Raw genomic sequence first — 23529 nt, 5'->3', positions numbered from 1 at the left:
GCACGCAGCACGGATTTGCCTTCCGGTCTTCGCGTCATATCGCGATGCCCTTGTCATCGAACCTGTGGATTTTGGCATCATCGGGTGTGATGAAGACGGTATCGCCGTGTTTGCATTCGAATTCACCGTCGGTTCTGGCGGTGATGGGGCCGATGCCGGGGACGTCGAGGTGGAGGAAGGTGTCGGAGCCGAGATGTTCGGCGACCGTGACCTTGCCCTGCCACAGGCCGGTTTCTTTCGACAGCGTCAGGTGCTCGGGCCGCACGCCGGCGGTGGTCGCACCCTTTTGCCGGGCGTAGTCGCCGGTCACCAGGTTCATGCGCGGCGAGCCGATGAAGCCGGCGACGAAGAGGTTGGCGGGCGAGCGGTAAAGCTCCATCGGCGAGCCGACCTGCTCGATATTGCCGCGGTTGAGGACCACGATCTTGTCGGCCATGGTCATGGCTTCCACCTGGTCGTGGGTGACGTAGATCATCGTCGTCTTCAGCGTGTTGTGCAGCTCGGAGATTTCCAGCCGCATGGTGCCGCGCAGCGCCGCATCGAGGTTGGAGAGCGGCTCGTCAAACAGGAACGCCTTTGGTTCGCGCACGATGGCGCGGCCGATGGCCACGCGCTGGCGCTGGCCGCCGGACAGTTGCGAGGGCCGGCGTTCGAGATAATCGGTGAGGTTAAGGATACGGGCGGCATCGTCGACCTTCTTGTCGATGACGGCCTTGTCGAGCTTGGCCATCTTCAGCGGGAAGGCGATGTTGTTCCTGACGCTCATATGCGGATAAAGCGCATAGGACTGGAACACCATGGCAAGGCCGCGCTCGGCCGGGGCCTTTTCGGTGGCGTCGTTGCCGTCGATGACTATTCTGCCGCCGGAGACGTCTTCCAGCCCGGCAATCAGGCGCAGCAGCGTTGACTTGCCGCAGCCGGAGGGGCCGACGAAGACGACGAACTCGCCGTCATGGATGTCGAGATCGATCGACGGGATGACTTTTGCCTCGCCGAAGAGCTTGGACACGTTCTGAAGGGAAATGCTGCCCATTATTGTCGTTCCTTATTTCACGGCGCCAAAGGTGAGGCCACGCACGAGTTGTTTCTGCGAGAACCAGCCGATGACGAGAATGGGGGCGATCGCCATCATCGAGGCGGCCGAGAGCTTGGCCCAGAACAGCCCCTGCGGTGAGGAGAAGGAGGCGATGAAGGCCGTCAGCGGTGCCGCATTGGTGGTCGTCAGCCGGATGGTCCAGAAGGATTCGTTCCAGGCAAGAATGACGTTCAGGAGCAGCGTCGAGGCAATGCCCGGAACCGCCATTGGGGTCAGTACATGCACGATCTCGTTCCAGAGCGAGGCACCATCCATGCGGGCTGCTTCAAGGATCTCGCCGGGGATTTCGCGGAAGTAGGTATAAAGCATCCACACCACGATCGGCAGGTTGATGAAGGTGAGCATGACGGTCAGCCCAATGCGGGTATCGAGCAGGCCGGCATTGCGGAAGATCAGGTAGATCGGCACCAGCACCGCCACCCCCGGCATCATCTTGGTGGAGAGCATCCACATCAAAATGTCCTTGGTGCGTTTGGTCGGCGAGAATGCCATGGCCCAGGCGGCGGGAATGGCGATCATGAGCGCGATGATCGTCGAGCCGAGCGACAGCACGACCGAGTTCATGAACGGCTTGAAGTAATCGCGCTGGGTCTGCACGGTGATGTAGTTTTCGAGCGTGCCCGAGGGAATGAGGCTGAAGCCTGCGATCGCCTCCGGCTCGGTCTTGATCGAGGTGAGGAAGGCGTAAAGGATCGGGAAGAACAGCAGCAACGCCACGGCCCATGCCGCGATGGTGAAGCCGATCTTTGCGCGTGTCGTTGTCTTGCGGGCCATGATCGCTTCTCCTTAACGGTCGAGGTTCTTGCCGACGGCGCGCATCAGGAAGATGGCGACGATATTGGCGAGCACGACGGCGATGATGCCACCGGCCGATGCGCCGCCGACGTCGTAGCCCAGAAGCGCCGTGCGATAGATGAGGAAGGCAAGGTTGGTCGAGGCATAACCCGGGCCGCCATTGGTGGTGACGAGGATTTCCGCGTAAACGCCGAGCAGGAAGATCGTCTGGATGAGGATGACGACGGTGATGGCGCGGGCAAGATGCGGCAGCGTCAGGTAGATGAAGCGGTTGATGAAGTTGGCGCCATCCATCTCGGCCGCTTCCTTCTGCTCGCCATCGAGCGACTGGAGGGCGGTGAGCAGGATCAGCGTGGCAAAGGGCAGCCATTGCCAGGCGACGATGATGATGATGGAGAGCAGCGGAAACTGCGCGAACCAGTCGACCGGCTGCAGGCCGAAGAAGCGCGACAGATCGGCAAGCACGCCGTAACCGGGGTGCATGATCATGTTCTTCCACACCAGCGCCGCAACAGGCGGCATGACGAAGAAGGGCGAGATGATCATGATGCGCACGATGCCCTGACCGAAGATGTCCTGGTCAAGCAGAAGCGCAATCGCAATACCGCCGATGACAGTGATCAGAAGCACGCCGCCGACGATGGCAAGCGTGTTGAAGATCGACTGGAAAAAGGCCGGATCGGTATAGAAATACTGGTAATTGAACAGGCCCGCGAAGCTGACATTGGCAGGGTTGAGCAGATTGTAGTTCTGGAACGAAAACCACAGCGTCATCGCCAGGGGCACGATCATCCACACCAGCAAAAGCAGCACCGAAGGCGCAAGCATAACCCGCGCCAGACCGCTCGTGTTTCGTGTTGCCATTGCACTAACCTCCCCATGGGCTCGGGCATCACGAAATGCCCCCGGCATATCCGGAAGAACCGGCTCATTCCAGTTTTGATTTGAAAGGCTTAAAGGCCGCCGCGCAGCTCGCGGCTTGCGCCCCCAAGGTTCGCTGCCCGGCATTGGCGCCGGACAGCGATCTTCAGGAGGATTACTTGATGTAACCGGCGCGGGTCATTTCACGCGTCGCTGTCGACTGGGCGCTGGCAAGCGCATCGTCGACACTGGACTGGCCGGCAACGACCGCCGAGAACAGCTGACCGACCGTGGTTCCGAGCGCCTGGAATTCAGGGATCGCCACGAACTGACCGCCGGTGTAAGGCACGGGCTTTACGGTCGGTTTGGTGATGTCGGCGGCATCCATCGCAGCAAGCGTCGGCTTGGCGAAGGCGGCTGCTTTTTCATAGTCAGCATTCTTGTAAAGCGAGGTGCGGGTACCCGGAGGCACGTTTGCCCAGCCTTCCTTGGCAGCGACGAGTTGGGTATATTCCTTGCTGGTTGCCCAGGAGATGAACTTCTCGGCGGCATCCGCCTTCTGCGAGCTCTTCGGGATAGCAAGGTTCCATGACCACAACCAGTTGCCGTGGTTCTTCAGTTCGCCATGCGTCGGGAAGAGCGCATAACCGACCTTGTCGGCAACGGTCGAATCCTTCGGGTTTGAAACGAAGGAAGCAGCCACCGTGGCATCGATCCACATGCCGCATTTGCCCTGCTGGAACAGCGTCAGGTTTTCGTTGAAGCCGTTGGAGGAAGCACCCGACGGACCGGCATCCTTCATCAGATCGACGTAGAACTGAAGAGCACTCTTCCATTCCGGCTGATCGAACTGCGGCTTCCAGTTCTCATCGAACCAGCGGCCGCCAAAGGAGTTGGTGAGCGCGCTGATGAAGGCCATGTTCTCGCCCCAGCCAGCCTTGCCGCGCAGGCACATGCCGTTGATATCCGCCTTGCGATCGGTAATCTTGCGGGCAGCGTCACCGATGAATTCCCAGGTCGGGTTTTCAGGCATCTTCAGGCCGGCTTTTTCAAACAGGTCCTTGCGATACATGATCATGGCGGATTCGCCGTAGAACGGCGCCGCATAAAGCTTGCCTTCGCTGGAAAGACCACCACGGATCGCCGGCAGAATATCATCCACGTCGTATTTGTCGCCAAGCTTTTCGAGCGGCAGCAGCCAGCCCTGCTTGGCCCAGATCGGCACTTCATAGTTGCCGATGGTCATGATGTCGTACTGACCGCCATTGGTGGCGATATCGGTCGTCACGCGCTCGCGCAGGACGTTTTCTTCAAGCGTGACCCATTCCACCTTGATGTCGGGGTTCTTGGTGGTGAAGTCGGAGGTCAGACCCTGCATGCGGATCATGTCGCCGTTGTTGACGGTGGCGATGGTCAGCGTTTCGGCGGAAGCAAGGGTCGAAAAGGCGAGTGCCGAGCATGCGCCCAGCAAAATGGTCTTCAATGTCATATCTTCCTCCCAGAAGAAATTTATGAGCATTCGCTTTGCTCTGGGGCATTTACTCACCCGCAGCCGAAAAAAGTCAAGCAACATCCTGTGCTGCGGCGCACATGGAAAAATCAAACTATTGATTTTAATGGATTAATTTTTGCTCAGTGTGTGAGCAAATATTCACTTGTCGCTTCGTCGGTGATGAGGCCGTTCAAAAGACCACCCCTCAGTGCCGCGAGAATCGAGGCATTCTTGCGCGCGCCCTGCGCCATGCCGATGACCGTGCAGGTCTCTCTGGACGGAATGGGAACGGAGGCGACGCGCTCGTTGACGGAATGGTCGAGAATGCGGCCGTTGGCATCATACATCCAGCCGCAGATTTCGCCGATCGCACCGCTTGCCATCAGGGCCTTCATCTCGTCGACACCGAGAAAACCATCAACGCAGAGCGGTGCATTTTCTCCCAGTTCGCCGACGCCGACGAAGGTGACATTGGCGGCTGCACCCAGCGCCAGCGTGGAGCGCACCATGGACTGGTCGTGCAGCAGTTCCCGCTCTTCCGCAGACGAGCAGAGAACCGGCAGCGGCATCGGGAAATGCCGCGCCTTGATGGCATCGGCCATACTGAAGATGACGTTGTAATAGGCGGCCGATCCATCCGGCCCGATATTGCCTGTCAGTGACACGATGCGGTGCTGCGGACATTCCATCGGCGGCAGTTGGTCCACAGCCGCCTTCAGCGTACGGCCGGTGCCGATGGCAAGCACGATGGGATCGGCATTTTTCAGCCAGCGCTCGATTTCCGCCGCGCCGGCCTCGGCAATGCCGACCGTGGAGGAAACGCCAGCGGGATCGCTCGGCACCACCTCGATATATCTAAGGTCGAATTTCTGCTTCAGCCGCTCCGCCTTTTCGAGACAGGCGGCGATAGGATGATCGAGCCGGACCTTGATCAACCGCTCGGCGACGGCCAGCGATACCAGCCGCTGCGCCGATTGCCGGGATATGCCCATGGCAGCGGCGATCTCGTCCTGCGTGCGGCCCGCGACATAATAAAGCCAGCCAGCACGCGCCGCATCATCCAGCCGTCCATGTGCGTCGTTCCGTCTGGCCATGCCGCCGCCCTCTAAGAATTATGCTCGAGCATTTGCTGGCATTTTTTCAGGCCGCCTGTCAAACGGCACAGCGACTGAGCGAAGCGTTTGGCGGGACCGGGCACCTCTAAAGAAGATGCAAAACATTTCCTCCGTCATGCTCGGGCCTGTCCCGAGCATCTGCAATGCACCGATTTACGAGACATTGGCAGATCCTCGGCACAAGACCCAGGATGACGTTGTGAACACAGAGGCACCTATCCCTGCGCAGTTTCCTCTATATCAAGCCGCTTCCTGCACCAGATGCCCTTCCGAAACCTCGCGGTAATGGCGTTGCGGCGGAACATAGTTCACAGGACGGATCGGGCTTTTGATCTCGTCCGTTGCCATGTTGCGCCTGATCTGGCGCCGGGCCGGATCCGGCACCGGAACGGCGGACATCAGCTTTTTCGTATAGGGGTGCTGCGGATTATCGAAGACGGCGGCGCGTGGGCCGATTTCGACGATCTCGCCGAGATACATCACCGCGACACGATGGCTGACACGCTCCACCACAGCCATATCGTGAGAAATGAACAGGAAGGCGAGGTTGAGGCTCTGTTGCAGATCGAGCAGCAGGTTACAGACCTGCGCCTTGATGGAGACATCAAGCGCCGACACCGCTTCATCGGCAACGATGACCTTGGGGTCAAGCATCAGCGAACGGGCAATGGCGATGCGCTGGCGCTGGCCGCCGGAAAACTCATGCGGGAAGCGCCGCATCATATCCGGGCTGAGGCCAACCTTCTCCATCAGGTCCGCCGCCTTTTCACGCGCCTGCGCCTTCGGTCCAAGCCGGTGTTCGATGAAGGGCTCCATGATCGCCGTCCCGATGCTCATGCGCGGATCGAGACTGGCGAAGGGGTCCTGAAAGATCATCTGCACGCTGCGGCGCATGGTGCGCAACGTCGTCTTGTCGAGTTTCATCACCTCGTAACCGTCGAGCGTCACGTTACCGGAGGTCGGTTCGATCAGCCGGGTGATCGACCGCCCCGTGGTGGACTTGCCGCAGCCGGATTCACCGACCAGCGATAGTGTCTCGCCCTCAGCCAGATCGAAGGAGACCTTCTCCACCGCATGCACGGCACCGGACTTGCGACCGAGAAGACCGGAGCGGATATCGAAGCGGGTCGTCAGGTCCCGGACCGAAAGAATGGGCGTGCGACCACCGGAAACCGTGTTCCTGACCTCTTCGACCGGTTGGCTTTCGCCGGTCTTGATATCGATGATCGGAAAACGGGCGGGCAGTACCCGCTCTTTCATCGAACCGAGCTTCGGCACCGCCGAAAGCAGGGCGCGCGTATAGGGATGGTTCCCGCGATGGAAGATATCGTCCGTCGTGCCGGTTTCCACCACGTCGCCGCGGAACATGACGATGGTGCGGTCAGCCACTTCCGCCACCACGCCCATATCATGGGTGATGAACAGGACCGACATGCCCTCCTCTTCCTGCAATTGCTTGATAAGGTCGAGAATCTGGCCCTGAATGGTCACGTCGAGCGCCGTCGTCGGCTCGTCTGCAATCAGGAGCTTCGGCTTGGAGGCAAGCGCCATGGCAATCATCACGCGCTGGCGCATGCCGCCGGAAAACTGGTGCGGATAGTCGTCGAAACGGTTCTTCGCATTGGGAATGCGGACTTTTTCCAGAAGCCTGACAACCTCGGCCTTGGCAGCAGATGAGGAAATATCCTGGTGCACGGTCAGCGCTTCGGCGATCTGCTTGCCGATCGGGAAGATCGGATTGAGGCTGGTCATCGGCTCCTGGAAGATCATCGAAATGTCCTTGCCACGAACCTTGCGCATCTCCTCTTCCGGAAGTGCCAGCAAATCGCGCCCGCCGAGCATGACCTTACCCTCGATGCGGCTCGTTTTCTTATCGAGAAGCCGCATGATCGACAGCGACGTCACGCTTTTGCCCGAGCCGCTCTCGCCAACGATCGCCACCGTCTCGCGGGGCGCAATGTCGAAACTCATATTGCAGACGACCGATTTCCAGCCGCCATCAACGCGGAAGGACGTGGTCAGATTTTGAACCGAAAGAACCGGACTTACCGAACCGCCGGTCTGTTCCATGGATGTTGCCGCCAAAAGCATGCCGATCTCCTGAAAAGCGAAAGGCGGCCATGAAGGCCGCCGGATGTCTTACGCAGCAAGCGCGGTTTCGGCCATCGAGACCCAGTAGCTGATGCCGTAAGGCAGGGCCTCGTCGTTGAAGTCATAGGCGGCATTGTGCAGCCCGGCCGTGTCGCCGTTACCGATGAAGATGAAGGCGCCCGGGCGTGCTTCCAGCATGTAGGAAAAATCTTCCGCGCCCATATGCGGGTTGGGATTGGTGTTGACGGCGTTTGCGCCTGCCACACCTGCCGCCACGCTGGTTGCGAATTCGGTTTCGTCATTGTGGTTGAAGGTGACGGGATAACCGCGATCGTATCTCACCTCCGCCGTCGCGCCATGCGCCATGGCGGTGGCTGTCGCCACTTCCTTCAACCGTTTTTCGGCGAAATCGCGGGTTTCCGGCAGCAGGGTGCGCACCGTGCCGGTCAGCGTCACCGAACCGGGAATGACATTGCCCGCTGTGCCGCCGTGGGTGGTGGCGACGGTGACGACCAGCGATTTCAACGGGTCCGTTTCCCGCGAGACGATGGATTGCAGGGCGATGATGATATAGGCCGAGGTCAGAACCGGATCGACGGAAAGATGGGGGGCCGCCGCATGGCTGCCCTTACCGGTAATGACGATCTCGAAACTATCCGCCGCCGCCATCGTCGAACCCTTGCGGATGGCGAAGTTGCCGACCGGAATGCCCGGCTCGTTATGCATGCCATAGACCTGAGAAATGCCGAATTTCTCCATCATGCCGTCGTTCAGCATGGCAAGTGCCCCTGCGCCACCCTCTTCAGCCGGCTGGAAGATGACGGCCACGGACCCTTTGAAATTACGGGTCTCGGCCAGATATTGCGCCGCGCCCAAAAGCATGGCTGTGTGCCCGTCATGGCCGCAGGAATGGGCCTTGCCCGGAACCTTGGAAGCCCAGGGCTTGCCGCTGGTTTCGAGGATCGGCAGCGCATCCATGTCGGAGCGGAAACCGATGGTCGGGCCGTCCCCGTGCCGCCCCTTGATGATGCCCACCACGCCGGTCTTGCCAATACCGGTTTCGACGATATCGCATCCGAAGGATTTGAGTTTCTCCGCCACGAATTTCGAGGTTTCGAAGACGTCGTAGAGCAGCTCCGGCGTCTCGTGCAGGTGGCGCCTCCAACCGGCTACTTCTTCCTGCATCTCGGCCACACGGTTCAATATCGGCATTCCCATTTTTCCTTTTTTTGTTCCCCGCCGGGTTGTCGGGAACCATATTGCGTTTGGAATTTCTGCTTTTGCAAGTATGAATTTCGCTAGATGAGTGAAAAATAGGCCCGAAGCCAATCGGCTCAAATTTTGTTCATCAATCAGAGTTTGGGGCTTGCATTTCAAAAAAACTGACAATAGCATCATTAGGAACGGAAGAATATTCGTTAGCAAAGTCAAACACTTAAAACAAAAGACTTGCAAATGACGTTGAGGAAAAGCGTCAAACATTCAAACAGATAAAATCTTCAAAGGGGAAAATCACAATGAAGAAGCGCAGCGTTCTCTTTGCCAGCACGGTGGCGGCCTTGGCCATGGCAGGCTCTGCCGCCCATGCCGAGCGTGGCAGTGACGGCGAACTGAAAATCCTTTTCTGGCAGGCTGTATCGACACTCAACCCATATCTTTCCGCTGGCACGAAGGAAGTCTACAGCTCGTCCATGGTGATCGAGCCGCTGGCGCGCTACGACGAAAAAGGCGAGCTGGTGCCGATGCTGGTGAGCGAAATTCCGACGGTCGACAATGGCGGCATCGCGAAAGATCTGCTCAGCATGACGTGGAAACTGAAGAGCGACGTCAAATGGTCTGATGGCACGCCCTTTACCGCTGACGACGTCATCTTCACCTGGAAATATTGCATCGCACCGGACGGCGGCTGCGCGCAGGCGGCACAATATGAAGGCGTGAAGAACGTCGAGGCGATCGACGCCCACACCATCAAGATCAGCTTCAACGAACCGAAGCCCTACCCCTACTCCGCATTTGTTGGCGCACAATCGCCTGTCATCCAGAAGAAACAGTTTGAAAAATGCGTCGGCGCTGCGGCTCCCGGCTGCACATCCGCCAATTTCGGCCCCATCGGCACCGGCCCCTTCGTGGTCAAGGATTTCAAGCCGAACGACGTCATCAGCTTCGTGGCCAACCCCAATTATCGCGATCCGGCCAAGCCCGCCTTCGCCACGGCTACCCTGAAGGGCGGCGGTGACGCAGCTTCCGCTGCACGCGCCGTTCTTGAAACCGGCGAATTCGACTACGCCTGGAACATGCAGGTGGAGCCGGAAATTCTGGCCACCATGGTAGCTGCCGGCAAGGGCAAGCTGGAAACTGCCTTCGGCACGCAGGTCGAGCGTATCAATCTCAACTGGTACAACGCCGATCCTGCGCTGGGTGACAAGCGCTCCACCAAGGAAGGCGGCCCGCATCCGGCCCTTTCCGACCCGGCCGTGCGCCGCGCGCTCTCGCTTGCAATCGACCGCGATATTATCGATGAGGCAGGTTATGGCGAGGCAGGCAAGCCGACCTGCAATATCGTGCCGGCCCCGGAAGCCGTCGCTTCGACCAAGAATGACAGCTGGTGCCTGAAACAGGATCTGGAAGGCGCAAACAAGCTGCTGGATGATGCGGGCTGGGTAAAGGGCGCCGATGGCATCCGCGCCAAGAACGGTGTGAAACTGTCCTTCCTCTACCAGACCTCCACAAACTCTGTTCGCCAGGCCACGCAGGAACTGGTGAAGGACATGTGGTCGCAGATTGGCGTTGCTTCCGAACTGCGCAATGTCAGCGCCTCCGTCTTCTTCGGCGGCGATCCGGCAAGCCCCGACACCTTCCAGAAATTTTTCGCCGATGTTGAAATGTACACCAACAATTTCGACGGTACAGACCCGGAAAAATATCTGGCGGAATGGCTATGCGACAAGATCCCGGCTCCGGCTAACGGCTGGCAGGGCCAGAACATTCCGCGTTATTGCAACCCGGAATTCGACAAGCTGGTGGGCGAACTCTCCAAGACCGCAGACCCTGCCAAGCGCGGTGAGATTTCCAAGCAGCTGAACGATATGCTGACCGAAGAAGGCGCGCATATTCCGCTCATCCATCGCGGCAGCGTCTCCTCGCATTCGCTGACACTCGAAGGCGTTCGCATGAACGCCTGGGATTCGGAACTCTGGAACGTCGCGGATTGGTCCCGCAAAAAGTAACCCGCAAATGCGCGGTCGCCCCTGACGGGGGGACCGCGCTCATTTTGCGAGACCCTGACGGTCTGGAGACTTTCCGATGTTTACCTTTACGCTCCGGCGGCTTGCCTTTGCCGTACCGACGTTGCTCGTCATCAGCTTCGTCATCTTCGCCCTACTCGATCTGGCGCCGAATGATCCGACCGGCGACCTGCCGCTGACCATTCCGCCCGAAGTGCGCGAGCAGATCCGCGCCTCGCTCGGTCTCGACCAGCCCTTCTTCATCCGTTACATGCTGTGGCTGCAGCAATTCTTCATCAATGAACCGCTGAACCTGTTCGAGAAGCTGACAGGCTGGCAGATCGGCGACGGCAGCCGCATGCGTGTGCTGTCCTGGGCAACGCGCAGCCCGGTGGTCGATCTCGTCATCCAGCGCATGCCGCAAACGCTTTGGGTCGTCGGCCTTGCCTATCTCTTCGGCGCGCTTCTGGCGATCCCGATCGGCGTCATTTCCGCCTACAAGCAATATTCGATCTTCGATCAGATCGGCACCTTCGTCTCGATGGTGGGTTATTCGGTTCCCACCTTCTTCACCGGCGTGCTGCTGGTCGTCATCTTCAGCTCCTATCTGCAATGGTTCCCTTCCGTCTACGACACCAATCTGCAGGTGACTGACTGGGGAAGCCTCGTGGCACAGATCAAACAGATGTTCATGCCGGTTCTGGTGCTGACCCTTTACAACGTCTCGCAGATCAGCCGTTTCGTGCGCGCCTCGATGCTGGACAATCTCCATCAGGACTATGTACGCACCGCGCGTGCCAAGGGCGTGAAGGAAAAATCCGTTCTGCTCGTTCACGTCCTGCGCAACAGCCTTATACCCGTCGTCACCGTCATCGCACTCGGCGTGCCGACGATCTTTTCCGGCGCCATCATTACCGAACAGATTTTCCGTGTGAACGGGCTTGGCCAATTGCTGATCACCGCCGTTCAGGGTGCGGATATTCCGCTGGTGCAGACGCTGACCTTCATTTTCGCGGTGCTTATCGTGCTCTTCAACCTGATTGCCGACGTGCTTTACGGCATTCTCGACCCGAGGATCCGCTATGACTGACGCCACCCTCGCAGCACCAGCCGTCGCCGCCACGCCTGTGCAATCGGCACTTGCCGATATCTGGAAACAGTTCCGGGTCCACAAGGGCGGCGTGGCAGGCCTGTTCGTTTTCATCTTTATTTTGCTTGCGGTCTATGTCGGCCCCTATATCCACACTGTCGCGCCCAATGCCATCAATGTGAAGGAACGCAACCAGTGGCCGTCGCTGGCGCATCCCTTCGGCACCGACAATCTGGGCAAGGACATGCTGGCGCAGGTGCTGGCGGGCGGGCGCATCTCGCTTGCCGTCGGCATCACCGCCATGCTGCTGGCGCTGTTTCTCGGCACGCTGGTGGGGGTGCTGTCAGGCTATTTCCGAAGACTTGACGGGCCGCTTATGCGGCTGACGGACCTTTTTCTGGCCCTGCCGCTGCTGCCACTGCTGCTCGTCATTCTCATGCTGTTCCGCGATACGCTGCGTGCCGCTTTCGGGCCGGAAACCGGTATCTTCATCCTCATCGTCTTCGTGATCGGGGTAACCAGCTGGATGCATACCGCACGCATCGTGCGCGGCGACGTGCTGACGATCAAAAGCCAGGAGTTTATCATGGCGGCGAAATCGAGCGGCATGCGCGAATACCGCATTATCCTGCGCCATATCCTGCCGAATGTGTGGAGTTCGATCATGGTCTCAGCCACGCTCGGCATCGCCTCGGCCATCATCACGGAATCGGCGCTGTCCTTCCTCGGCCTCGGTTTTCCGTCCGACTTTCCGACCTGGGGACGGCTGTTGTTCGATGGCGCCAACTTCCTGCAGCTGACGCCCTCGCGCGTGCTGTGGCCTGGACTGGCAATCTCGCTGACGGTTCTGAGCGTCAACTACATCGGCGACGCCGTGCGTGATGCGCTTGATCCAAGGGCGCTTAAGAGCTGAGGCGAAGGGCGCGGTGGCTGCGCCCTTCCCTTTATCTCAGTGATAATTCATCTTTTCCGCGTCGAGAATGCTGTCTGCATCCAGCGCAGCAATCGGAATGTCGCTGCGCGCCGGAATATCGCCGGAAAGCTGCAAGGCCAGATAACGCCCGCAGCAGACTCGTAAAAACGAGGTGAAGTTGCCGAGATCATGCCCGGCATCGATCGATTCATTATAAAGCTTGGCAATGAGCTGCGCGCTGTTCATGCCATCGCGGCGTGAAATCTCGTCCAGAGTCGTCCAGAAGAAGTTTTCAAGTCTGACGCTGGTGACCATGCCATCGATCCGCAAAGACCGGGTATGGCTTTCCCAAAGCGTCGGGTCTGCCTTGATGAAAAGCTTGCACATGGTGTCCTCCCTCAGCAAGCTGCAGAAGATAGACGGGAAACGGGACCGGTAAAAGCCCCATTCCGCCGGCCTTATCTGCCGAGCACCACCATGAATTGCGAAAGCCATGCCGGATGCGCCGGCCATGCGGGCGCCGTCACCAGCTTGCCGTCGGTAACCGCCGCATCGATGGCGATATCGGCATAGGTACCGCCCGCCAGTTCCACCTCGGGGCGGCAGGCCGGATAGGCCGAGCAGGTGCGGCCCTTGAGGACACCCGCAGCCGCCAGCAATTGGGCACCGTGGCAGACAGCCGCGACCGGCTTGTCAGCCTCGAAGAAATGCTTCACGGCGGCAAGCACATCCGCATTCAGCCGCAGATATTCCGGCGCGCGACCACCCGGAATGACCAGCGCGTCGTAATCCGCGACCATGATATCGGCAAAAGTTGCGTTGAGCGCGAAATTATGGCCGCGTTTTTCTGAATAGGTCTGGTCGCCCTCGAAATCATGGATCGCGGTCGCGATCGTCTGGCCAGCCTTCTTGCCGGGGCAGACGGCATGCACCGTGTGACCAACCGCAAGCAGCGTCTGGAACGGCACCATGGTCTCGTAGTCCTCGGCGAAATCGCCGGTGATCATCAAAATCTTCTTCGGCATGCTTGCTCCTCCCATTTCGAATGCCCGGGGCACCGTAACAGGAGGGGTGGAGAAGCGGGTATTATGGCTATACTACAGGGCCGATAAAGACGGGATCAGCGCGCTTTGGGCGGCTCCGGCCAGCGACGAACACCGCCGCCCCAATCCTCGAAGGCGTTGGAAAGCTTGAGAACGAGCAGATCCGCGTAACGCGGGCCGACGATCTGCAAGCCGATGGGCATCCCGGATTTCGAGAAGCCGCAATTGATCGAGGATGCCGGCTGTTCCGACATGTTCCAAGGGACGGTGAAGGCGATATGTTCGAAGGGTCGCTCGGGGTCGTTGGTGGGCGAGGCCCAGTCGGCCGGATAGGAGACGACGGGATTGACGGGTGAAATCACCACATCAACTGACTGCATCAACCGCCCGCAGGCTTTGCGCATTTCCATGGTCTGGTTGAAACCGAAAACGGCACGCGCGCCGGAAACATCAGCGCCCTTCTGCGCCCATTCGTGAATATAGGGAAGGATCGCCGCGCGTCGTTCGTCACTCAGCGCCGCCATATCGCCCCAGAATTTCGCCCGCCAGAAATCATCCAGCCCATCCAGCATGTCCCGAGACAGCACCGGCTCGACCGGGACCACGATGGCACCTGCATCTTCGAACAGCTTTGCGGACGCCAAAACAGCATCCCGCACCTCATCGTCCAGAGCCAAGCCGCAGCCGGCATCCAGCATCAGGCCGATCCTCAGGCCCTTTACGTCGATATCGAGGTCCATCCAGTTGATATCGTTGGGCGGCAGCGCGGTGCCGTCACGCCAGTCCGGGCGGGAAAGCGTAGCCATGGCATAGGCGGCGTCAACGACGGTGCGGGTCATCGGCCCGGCGCAGCGGCCTGTATAATAGGGATCGACGGGTATGCGGCCCTGGCTGGGCTTGAAGCCGAACAGCCCCGTCCACCCCGCCGGTAGCCGCACCGAGCCGCCAATATCCGTACCGATATGCAGCGTGCCGTAACCCGCAGCACCGGCAGAAGCCGCACCGGCACTGGAGCCGCCGGGGTTCTGTGTCGGGTCCCACGGGTTGCGGCTGAGCTTGTGGAAACTGGAAAGACCCGATGACAACATGCCGTAATCCGGGCAGGTGGTTTTGGCGTAAATGATGGCGCCGTCCTCGCGGCAGCGGGCCGCAACTGGCGCGTCTTCCAGAGCCGGCACCAGTTCCACCGCTTTGGTGCCAAGCGGAACTGGCTGGCCTTTGGTGGCGATCAGTTCCTTCAGCGACACCGGAATCCCATCGAGGGCCCCGAGCGTTTCACCTTTTTGCCAGCGCATCGTCGAGGCCAGCGCCTGCTTGCGGGCATCCTCGGGATCATAGGCGTAAAGCGCGTTCACCGTGGGCTCGAATGCGTCGATACGGGCCTCTACCGCCTGCCAATATTCCGATGGCGACAGCTTCTTTTGCCCGTAAAGCGCCAGGATTTCGAGCGTGTTGAGGTGTATGAGATCGGTCATAAGCTTCGTCTCGTCAGAAAACAGATAATATGGGCGATATCGGCTTGAAGCGGTCAGCTGGTATCGCGTGGGTCCAGCAGGTCGCGCAGGCCATCGCCAAGCAGATTGAGGCCGAAGACCGCGAGCGCAATGGCAAGGCCGGGCATGATGGCAAGCCAGGGTGCAGCACCTAGATAGGTCTGCGCATCGGCCAGCATCCGCCCCCAGGTGGCGGCCGGCGGAGGCATGCCGAGACCGAGGAATGAGAGTCCCGCTTCGGTGAGGATGGCAAGGCCGAGCTGGATGGTCACCTGCACGATGATCTGGTTGGAAATATTCGGCACGATATGAAACAGCGTGATCTTGGCGCGGTTCTGGCCGATGCTGGTGGCGGCGGTGACATATTCCCGCGACCATATCTGCAAGGCCGCACCCAGCGTCAGCCGCGCAAAGACCGGCACCATGAAGGTGGCAATGGCGATGATGGCGGTGAACCGCCCCGTACCGATGAACGCGCCGAGCATCATGGCCGACAAAATCGGCGGTACGGCGAAGATGATATCGCAGGCGCGCATCACCAGGGTTTCAGTGAAACCGCGCAGTGCCGCGACCGATACGCCAAGCGCCGTGCCAATGAGCGCGCCGATCGCAACGGCGGCGATGGAGGTGGAGAGCGAATTCCATGCCCCCGCCATCAGCATGGACAGCACATCGCGGCCAAAATGGTCGGTGCCAAGCCCGCCATAGGCAAAGGGCGATTTCAGCTTCTGGGCAATCTGTATCTTCGTCGGAGAAACCGGCGTCCAGACCAGCGAAAGCAGGGCAACCGCGACAAGAAAGAGAGTGACGGCGATGCCAAGGACGAAAGCGGGGCGGCGGCGGATCAGTCGCATCATCGTGCACCTGCCCGCAGTCTTGGATCGATAAAGAGATAGGCGATATCGACCAGAAAATTCATGACGATGACAAGCGCCGAGAAGAACAGCACGACGGACTGCATGACGACGATATCCCGCTGGGTCAACGCCTGATAGGCAAGCCGCCCGAGGCCCGGCAGGTTGAAGACATTCTCCACCAGCACTGCCCCGGCAATCAGGAAGGTGAATTGCAGGCCGATCATGGTGACAACGGGGATCATGGCGTTCGGCACCGCATGTCGCCACAGCGCTACCCGCTCGCTCAGCCCCTTGGCGCGGGCGGTGCGCACGAAATCCTCGTTCATTACCTCAAGTACTGCCGAGCGGCAGACGCGGGTGAGGACGCCTGCCTGCGACAGCGCAAGTGCAATGGCTGGAAGCACAAGCGCGATAAATCCGGCAGAAAAACTCGGACGCCAGCCGGGAAAACCGCCTGATGGCATCCAGCCGAGCGTGGTGGAAAAGACGATGATGAGCAGCAGCCCAACCCAGAAACCGGGAACGGCAATGCCGACATGGGAAAACAGCCCGGCTGCGAAATCCACCGGCCCGTTTCGGCTTCTCGCTGCCGCGACGCCGAGCGGAATGGCGATGGCGACCGATAGGCAGACCGCGAGCAGCGCAAGCGGCAGGGTGACGGCAAGCCGCTCGACAATAAGCCCAGCTACCGGCACGCCGTAGGTGTAGGATTGTCCGAGATCACCCCGGAATACGCCTGCAAGCCAGTGGATGTAACGCAATGGCAAGGGCTGATCGAGACCCATCTGCTTTTGCAGCGCGAGAAGCGTATCCGGGCTCGCCGACGTACCGAGCATGATGGCCGCCGGATCACCCGGCAACAGCCCCATGATGATGTAGATGATGAGCGACACCGCAAACAGCGTGACGATGAGGCTTGCAAGGCGCCGGACGAGAACGGCTAACATCTGGCATTCTTTCCTTGCGTTGTTTCGTTTCGGGATGTGGCGGATGGATTTATTGTCATCCCCGCACACTCTTCCCTCACCCCTGTGCTTGTCACTGGGATCCAGCCGAAGCGTGCCTGCGCGGCGGAAAGTTTCCTTTCAGCCCAACGACTTGGGCTGGCTGGATTTCTGTGACAGGCACGGGAATGAGGTGGTGGGTAGGAATGCGCCTCGCCGTTCACAACAAACGTCACTCTTCCCAATGCACATCCGTCAGCACATTGGACGGAATGGGTTCGTTTTCCCACAACCCCTTCAACTTCTTGTCCCAGACGCCGAGTTTCGGCATCACGAACAAGAACAGCGCCGGCACATCTTCGGCGAGGATTTTCTGGGCTTCGCCGTAAAGCTTTTCCTGCTCGGCCGCATCCGCCGTCTTTTCGACATTGGCGATGACCTCGTTGAAGGCAGGGTTCTTATAGTTGAAATAATAGGGATCACGGGAGTAGATATCGATATCCATCGGCTCAGCGTGGGCGACGATGGTCATGTCGTAATCCGCGCCCTTCAAAACATCCGCCACCCATTTTGCCGGAAATTCCGTGGTCTCGATGGTCATGGTGACACCGATTTCGGCCAACATCGCCTGGAGGATTTGCGAGGTCCGCTGGGCATAGGCCATTTGCGGGGCCTTGATCGTGAAGCTGAAACCGTCGGGGTAACCCGCTTCGGCAAGAAGCGCCTTTGCCTTGTCTATATCGTAAGAATGAACACCGGTCGTATCGATGTAACCGCGATCGTTCGGCGTGTAGTGGCTGCCGATGGCCGTGCCGTAACCCGACCATGCGCCTTCAATCACCGTGCCGCGGTCCACCGCCATCATCAGCGCCTGGCGCACGCGCTTGTCGTTGAAGGGTTTGCGGGCATTGTTCATGCCAGCCACGACCTTGAGTTCCGTATTGCCGACGAAGGTACCGAGACGCGCATCGCCGTCGAAGGACGTCATCAGTTCCGGCGCGCCGAATTCCGGGAAGGCATCGATATCGCCGGATTTCAGTGCCGCTGCCTGCGCCTGCGGATCGGAAACGAAGCGGAAGGTGGCCTTTTCAAGTTTCACCGCCACCGCCTTGTCCCAATAGGCCGCGTTCTTCTCCAATTCCACCTTGTCGCCCTTGGCCCAGTTTGCGAACTTGAACGGGCCGGTGCCGATGGGCGTGGTACGGTTATTGTCAGCGCTCTTCGGCGCAACCATGACGGAGGCCGGCCAGCCGAGCCAGTAGATCAGGCTGCCCGCCGGCTGCTTCAGCTTCAGTACCAGCGTCGCGGCATCCGGCGTTTCTATGCTCTCGATGGCGGTGAAGAAGCGTTTTTGTGGGTTTACCGACGTTTCACCGCGCGCCCTGTCGAGCGAAAATTTCGCAACAGAGGAATCGAAGGCCTCGCCGTCGTGGAAAGTAACACCCTGGCGCAGCTTGAACGTATAGGTCTTGCCATCGGCTGAAATTTCCCAGCTTTCGGCAAGCTGCGGTTTCACCTTGCCGTCGTGGTCGATGGTGACGAGACCTTCGAATATGTTCTGCCAGCTGACCTGACCGATGGCGACGGGTGCCGCAATTGTCGGGTCGAGACCCGTCGGCTCCACTGTCATGCCCAGCGTCAAGGCGGTCTTTGGCGCGGCCGCGGCGTCCGTCATCGAAAGCGGCATCCAGAGCGCCGTCCCCAGTGCAAGCGCAAGCGCGGCGCGCCGCGTAACTTTCAGCGGCTGCGAAAAATAAGTGCGTGGCATCATTGTCCCCTGTCTGGCGGCCGAGGCATTTTTGCCTTTCGAAGACCGCCCGTTGCAAAAAGAGTGTCATGTTGCAGGCGCACACACAATCGTGATTTTTGTGTGCTCCGTGTAGCTGAAATGGCTACACGGAAATACGGATGGAAATCAACCGGGATGGACAATTCTCCAGGCTGACGAATTCCCCTACCCCGCTGTCGCCTCGCGCATGAAACGCTCGATGAAATCGGCAAGCTTGGAGGCGGCGAAGGATAGTTGCCGGTCGGGCGCCACGCAGAGATCGATCTGGGTGTGGATGCCCTTCTTGCCGGAAAGCGGAACAGCAACCATCTGGCCGCTGCGGATTTCACGCGCTACCGACAAGGCAGGCAACAGCGTGGCCGCCGCATGGCCCAGAACAAGTTCCTTCAGCATTTCCAGCGAACTGGTGATAAAGACGGGATCAAGCTCGATACCGGCATCGGCAAACAGCGTATCGAAGGCCTGACGCGCCGCGAAACTCTTGTCCGGCAGGGCAAGCGGCAGGCTGGCCAGTTCCTTCAGCGAGACTTCCGCCTGCGCGGCAAGCGCATGGCCGGTCGGAAAGATAGCATCGTAACTGATACGGGTGCGCGAGCGCACTTTCACGCCGGAGACCTTGGGCGCAAAAAGGCTGACGACCAGATCCGCTTCGGCTGCACCCAGTGCTTCCATCGCCTGGCGCGCGCTGGTGATGTGCACCTCGAAGCGCAACTGCGGATATTTGAGGCTGAACTGCGCCAGCACCGGCGCCAGAAGGTTCGCCACCGTCGCGCCATTGGCATAAACGGTGACCCGGCCGCGCTGAAGCCCCTTCAGGTCATCGATCAGCTGGTGCACATGGTCGAGTTCGCGCAGCGTCTTGCCAGCGCGGGCAGCCAGCAATTCCCCCGCCGCCGTCAGCTTCACGCCCCGGCTGGAACGCTCCACTAAAGGCGAGCCAAAATAATATTCGAGGTTCTCGATCTGGCGGCTGACTGCCGTCGGCGCGACATTCAGGTTTTCGGCAGCGGCGCGCATGGAATTGGTGCGGACAAGTTCGTCGAAATACATCAATGCGCGCAATTGCATGGTCTGGATACCCTGTTTTGGCCGACACTGTCCGTCATGCCGGGCTTGACCCGACTATAGCGGCAGCTCAAGCGCGCTTGAAGCCCTCGCTCGCCACCAGCAGCTGCCTGGTATAATCCGCAGTGAACTCGCGGCTTTCCAGCGCTTCCGCTTCCAGCATTTCCACCACCTTGCCGCTTTTCATTACCGCAAGGCGATCGCACATGTGGCTGATGACGCCGAGATCGTGGCTGACCATAACGAAGGTGAGGTTGCGGTCCTTGCGGGCCTGTTCCAGCAGATTGAGGATTTCCGCCTGAATGGACGCGTCGAGCGCCGAGGTCGGCTCATCCAGTAGCAGGATCTTCGGCTCGACGATCAGCGCGCGGGCAATGGCAATACGCTGCCGCTGACCGCCGGAAAGCTGGTGCGAATAGCGGAAGCGGAAACCGGTGCCGAGACCCACCTCATCAAGCGCACGCGCGATGCGTTGCTCGCGATTGTCGAGACCATGGATGACGAGTGGTTCCAGCAGCAGCGCATCCACTGTCTGGCGGGGGTGCAGGGAACCGTAAGGGTCCTGAAACACCATCTGCACATCGCTATAGAAGCTCTTGTCGCGGTGCTTGCCCGAATAGGAGCGACCTGCCACCATCAACGAGCCTTCATCGAAATGGTTGAGGCCGGCAATCGCCCGAAGCAGCGTCGACTTGCCGGAACCGGACTCGCCGACGATACCGAAGGACTCACCCTCGGCCACATCGATGCTGACGCTGTCGAGGGCGATATATCCGTCGAAATCGACCACCATGTCTTTGATAGAAAGAACCGTGTTCATGCGCGCCACTCCGCCTTGCGTTCCAGAACCGGCAGCGGATGCCGGTGGCCGCCAATTTCCGGCAGGCAGTTCAAAAGACCCTGCGTATAGGGATGCTTCGCCTCTTTAAGATTGGCAGAAGACAGCTCCTCAACGACCTTGCCCGCATACATGACCAGAACGCGGTCGCAGAAAGACGACACCAGCCGCAGATCGTGGCTGACGAAAATCAGCCCCATGCCGCGGTCGCGAACCAGCTTGTCGAGAATATCGAGCACTTCGAGCTGGACCGTCACGTCGAGCGCGGAAGTCGGCTCATCGGCGATCAGAAGTTCCGGGCCGCATACCAGCATCATGGCAATCATGACGCGTTGGCCCATTCCGCCGGAAACCTCGTGCGGGTAAAGATCGAACACGCGCTCGGGATCGCGGATCTGCACCGCCTCCAGCATGGCGAGCGTGCGTTGGCGCGCCTCGCCGGAACCGATGCTTTCATGGGTACGCAGCGTTTCCATGATCTGGCGGCCGATGGGCATGACCGGGTTCAACGAATATTTCGGGTCCTGCAGGATCATGGCCAGGCGCTTGCCGCGCATGAGCCGCCGCTCCTTTGCCGAAGCACCGAGAAGATCGACATCTCCGAAGCGCAACACATCGGCCTCGATGCGCGCACTTTTCGGGGTCAGCCCCATAATGGCGCGGCCGGTCTGCGATTTGCCGGAGCCGGACTCGCCGACGATGCCAAGGCGTTCGCGTCCCAGCGTGAACGAGACGCCACGCACCGCCTCCACCAGCCCGGTGCGGGTGGGGAAGGAAACGCGCAGGTTCTCGACGGTCAGAAGCGGCGCGCTCATTGGTTCGCCTCCTTGGGGTCCAGCGCATCGCGCAGGCCATCGCCCAGAAGGTTGAAACCGAGGCTGACGATCAGGATCGCAATACCCGGCATGGCGGCAACCCACCATTGATCGAGAATGAAGCGGCGTCCGGAAGCAATCATCGCGCCCCATTCCGGCAGCGGCGGCTGTGCACCGAGGCCAAGGAAGCCGAGACCGGCTGCTGTGAGGATGATGCCCGCCATATCGAGCGTGACACGCACGATGAGCGACGACATGCAAAGCGGCATGACGTGTTTCAGGACGATGCGAAACGGCGACGCGCCCATGAGCTTGACCGCCGCGATGAAATCGGAATTGCGGAAGGTCATGGTTTCGGCGCGCGCGATGCGCGCATAGGGCGGCCATGAGGTGACCGCGATGGCGAGCACCGCGTTTTCAATGCCCGGTCCAAGTGCGGCCACCAGCGCAAGCGCCAGAACCAGCTTCGGAAAGGCCAGAAAAATATCGGTGATGCGCATCAGAACGGCATCCACCCAGCCGCCGGCATAACCCGAGACGGTGCCGACGATGAGTCCGATGGGTGCGGCGATGATGGCCACCAGCAGCACGACGAACAGGGTCAGCCGCGAACCGTGGATGAGGCGCGAGAGGATATCACGCCCCTGATCGTCAGTGCCGAGCAGGTAACCTTCTGTCCCCGGAGGCAGAAGCCGGGCATTGCGCAGATCGCCCTGCACCGGATCGTGTGGTGCAAGCACATTGGCAAACAGTGCGACAAGCAGCAGCGCAATGATGATGCCGAGGCCAAGCAGCGCCAGCCGGTTTTCCGAAAAGCGCCGCCAGATGACATAGGCACGGCCTAGCCGTGCCTGCCTGCGCGAGGCAGGCCGGTCGGAGAGCAGCCATTCGCGGCTGTAGGGTTTGAGTGTATCGGTCGAAATCGTCATCGGCTGCGCGTCCTTGGGTCGAGCGTCCGGTAAAGCAGATCGGAGAAGAGATTGATGCCGACGAAGATGGCGCCGATCACGATCGTGCCGCCAAGAACGGCATTCATATCCGCATTCTGCAGGGAATTGGTGATGTAGAGGCCGAGCCCCGGCCACGCGAAGATGGTTTCGGTCAGCACCGAACCCTCCAGCAGACCGGCGTAAGATAGCGCAATCACGGTCACCAGCGGCACGGCGGCGTTGCGCAGAGCGTGAAACCAGATGATGCGCGTTTCAGAAAGCCCCTTGGCGCGCGCCGCAACGATATATTCCTGGGCGAGCTCATTCAGCATGAACGAACGCGTCATGCGGCTGATATAGGCCAGCGAAAAATAGCCGAGCAGCGAGGCGGGCAGGATGATGTGGCGGAACAGATCCCACAATACGTCCCATTGCCGTTGCCAGATCGCGTCGATCAGGAAGAAACCCGTGACCGGCGTAAAGGTGAATTCGTAGACGATATCCATCCGGCCGGGATAGGCGACCCATTGCAACCGGGCGTAAAACACCAGCAGCGCCAGGAGGCCAAGCCAGAAAATCGGCACGGAATAGCCGATAAGGCCGATGACGCGCACGACCTGGTCGGCAAAGCTGCCGCGCTTGACCGCGGCAAGCACGCCGAGCGGAATGCCAAAAACGGCGCCGATGATGGTGCCGAGCGTGGCAAGCTCTATGGTTGCCGGGAAAACCCGCTTGATATCCTCCATCACCGGGTTGGTGGTGAGGACTGAGATGCCGAAATCACCCGACAGCGCCTGCTTCAGATAGATGAAGAACTGCTGCCAGAGCGGCAGGTTGAGGCCGAGCTGCTCACGCACGCGCTCGACCACATGCGCAGGCGCGCGGTCGCCGACGATCGCCAGTGCGGGATCGATCGGCACAACGCGGCCAATGAAAAATGTGACCGCCATCAGCCCCAGAAAGGTGGTGATGACGGTGACGGCGAAGCCGAGAATGGCCTTCGCGCGGGCGTTGGCACGGCGTTTGCCCTGCCTCGCCCGGCTATTTGCTTCAACGATGCTCAAGAGACCGATCCTTCC

21 protein-coding genes are annotated in these 23529 nt (G+C 59.9%); 3 read left to right on the top strand and 18 right to left on the bottom strand.

Annotated features, from left to right (window positions below; translation table 11 throughout):
• Positions 1-34 precede the first annotated feature (34 nt).
• From ACQZ6D_RS21485 to ACQZ6D_RS21455, 7 genes are all read right to left on the bottom strand, one after another.
• On the bottom strand, positions 35-1033 hold the full coding sequence (locus ACQZ6D_RS21485; RefSeq protein ID WP_013761442.1) for an ABC transporter ATP-binding protein: 999 nt from the start codon (positions 1031-1033) through the stop codon (positions 35-37).
• Between the two features lie 12 nt (positions 1034-1045).
• Positions 1046-1870 (bottom strand): carbohydrate ABC transporter permease, encoded by an 825-nt coding sequence (locus ACQZ6D_RS21480; RefSeq protein WP_003510506.1) that lies wholly within the window; start codon positions 1868-1870, stop codon positions 1046-1048.
• Between the two features lie 12 nt (positions 1871-1882).
• Positions 1883-2755: a carbohydrate ABC transporter permease gene (locus tag ACQZ6D_RS21475; protein ID WP_013761441.1), complete on the bottom strand. Its 873-nt coding sequence runs from the start codon at positions 2753-2755 to the stop codon at positions 1883-1885.
• 172 nt (positions 2756-2927) lie between these two features.
• Complete coding sequence (locus ACQZ6D_RS21470) at positions 2928-4241, bottom strand: ABC transporter substrate-binding protein (protein ID WP_003518078.1); 1314 nt, start codon at positions 4239-4241, stop codon at positions 2928-2930.
• A 143-nt stretch (positions 4242-4384) separates the two neighbouring features.
• Positions 4385-5338, bottom strand: a complete 954-nt coding sequence (locus ACQZ6D_RS21465; RefSeq protein ID WP_003518080.1) for a sugar-binding transcriptional regulator — start codon at positions 5336-5338, stop codon at positions 4385-4387.
• A 261-nt stretch (positions 5339-5599) separates the two neighbouring features.
• Positions 5600-7450 carry an ABC transporter ATP-binding protein gene (locus ACQZ6D_RS21460; protein WP_448730076.1) on the bottom strand — a complete coding sequence of 617 codons (1851 nt, stop codon included), beginning with the start codon at positions 7448-7450 and terminating at the stop codon, positions 5600-5602.
• A gap of 48 nt (positions 7451-7498) precedes the next feature.
• Entirely contained in the window at positions 7499-8662 is a 1164-nt protein-coding gene (locus tag ACQZ6D_RS21455; protein WP_003518084.1) for a M20 aminoacylase family protein, read from the bottom strand.
• 305 nt (positions 8663-8967) lie between these two features.
• On the opposite strand from ACQZ6D_RS21455, the gene ACQZ6D_RS21450 reads away from it, so the two are divergent.
• From ACQZ6D_RS21450 to ACQZ6D_RS21440, 3 genes are all read left to right on the top strand, one after another.
• Positions 8968-10677 (top strand): peptide ABC transporter substrate-binding protein, encoded by a 1710-nt coding sequence (locus ACQZ6D_RS21450; RefSeq protein WP_003518085.1) that lies wholly within the window; start codon positions 8968-8970, stop codon positions 10675-10677.
• Between the two features lie 76 nt (positions 10678-10753).
• On the top strand, positions 10754-11764 hold the full coding sequence (locus tag ACQZ6D_RS21445) for an ABC transporter permease (protein ID WP_003518086.1): 1011 nt from the start codon (positions 10754-10756) through the stop codon (positions 11762-11764).
• A complete protein-coding gene (locus ACQZ6D_RS21440; protein WP_448730077.1) occupies positions 11757-12677 on the top strand; it encodes an ABC transporter permease in 921 nt (306 codons plus the stop codon). The genes ACQZ6D_RS21445 and ACQZ6D_RS21440 overlap by 8 nt, the downstream gene beginning before the upstream one ends.
• A gap of 36 nt (positions 12678-12713) precedes the next feature.
• Here ACQZ6D_RS21440 and ACQZ6D_RS21435 read toward each other — a convergent pair whose 3' ends face one another.
• The 11 genes from ACQZ6D_RS21435 to ACQZ6D_RS21385 form a co-directional block, all read right to left on the bottom strand.
• Positions 12714-13064 (bottom strand): ribbon-helix-helix domain-containing protein, encoded by a 351-nt coding sequence (locus ACQZ6D_RS21435; RefSeq protein ID WP_003518088.1) that lies wholly within the window; start codon positions 13062-13064, stop codon positions 12714-12716.
• 71 nt (positions 13065-13135) lie between these two features.
• Entirely contained in the window at positions 13136-13702 is a 567-nt protein-coding gene (locus ACQZ6D_RS21430; protein ID WP_019566944.1) for a DJ-1/PfpI family protein, read from the bottom strand.
• Between the two features lie 95 nt (positions 13703-13797).
• Complete coding sequence (locus tag ACQZ6D_RS21425) at positions 13798-15195, bottom strand: amidase (RefSeq protein WP_065658495.1); 1398 nt, start codon at positions 15193-15195, stop codon at positions 13798-13800.
• A gap of 53 nt (positions 15196-15248) precedes the next feature.
• Entirely contained in the window at positions 15249-16070 is an 822-nt protein-coding gene (locus tag ACQZ6D_RS21420) for an ABC transporter permease (RefSeq protein ID WP_013762300.1), read from the bottom strand.
• Positions 16067-17017 (bottom strand): ABC transporter permease, encoded by a 951-nt coding sequence (locus tag ACQZ6D_RS21415; RefSeq protein WP_003518092.1) that lies wholly within the window; start codon positions 17015-17017, stop codon positions 16067-16069. The genes ACQZ6D_RS21420 and ACQZ6D_RS21415 overlap by 4 nt, the downstream gene beginning before the upstream one ends.
• Before the next feature lie 229 nt (positions 17018-17246).
• Positions 17247-18782: an ABC transporter substrate-binding protein gene (locus tag ACQZ6D_RS21410; protein WP_003518093.1), complete on the bottom strand. Its 1536-nt coding sequence runs from the start codon at positions 18780-18782 to the stop codon at positions 17247-17249.
• A gap of 186 nt (positions 18783-18968) precedes the next feature.
• Positions 18969-19871, bottom strand: a complete 903-nt coding sequence (locus ACQZ6D_RS21405) for a LysR family transcriptional regulator (protein WP_013762298.1) — start codon at positions 19869-19871, stop codon at positions 18969-18971.
• A 67-nt stretch (positions 19872-19938) separates the two neighbouring features.
• Entirely contained in the window at positions 19939-20688 is a 750-nt protein-coding gene (locus tag ACQZ6D_RS21400) for an ABC transporter ATP-binding protein (RefSeq protein ID WP_065658493.1), read from the bottom strand.
• Positions 20685-21521: an ABC transporter ATP-binding protein gene (locus ACQZ6D_RS21395; RefSeq protein ID WP_003518096.1), complete on the bottom strand. Its 837-nt coding sequence runs from the start codon at positions 21519-21521 to the stop codon at positions 20685-20687. The genes ACQZ6D_RS21400 and ACQZ6D_RS21395 overlap by 4 nt, the downstream gene beginning before the upstream one ends.
• On the bottom strand, positions 21518-22450 hold the full coding sequence (nikC, locus tag ACQZ6D_RS21390; RefSeq protein ID WP_003518097.1) for a nickel transporter permease: 933 nt from the start codon (positions 22448-22450) through the stop codon (positions 21518-21520). Before nikC ends, ACQZ6D_RS21395 begins: the two co-directional genes overlap by 4 nt.
• The gene (locus ACQZ6D_RS21385) at positions 22447-23514 is read right to left on the bottom strand and encodes an ABC transporter permease (protein WP_003518099.1); all 1068 of its coding nucleotides are present in this window, start codon (positions 23512-23514) and stop codon (positions 22447-22449) included. Before ACQZ6D_RS21385 ends, nikC begins: the two co-directional genes overlap by 4 nt.
• Between the last annotated feature and the right edge of the window lie 15 nt (positions 23515-23529).

Source organism: Agrobacterium sp. 22-3639C2, from assembly GCF_053522105.1.
Note: the sequence above shows the minus strand (reverse complement) of the source record. Positions and strands in the feature narration are given on the sequence as shown.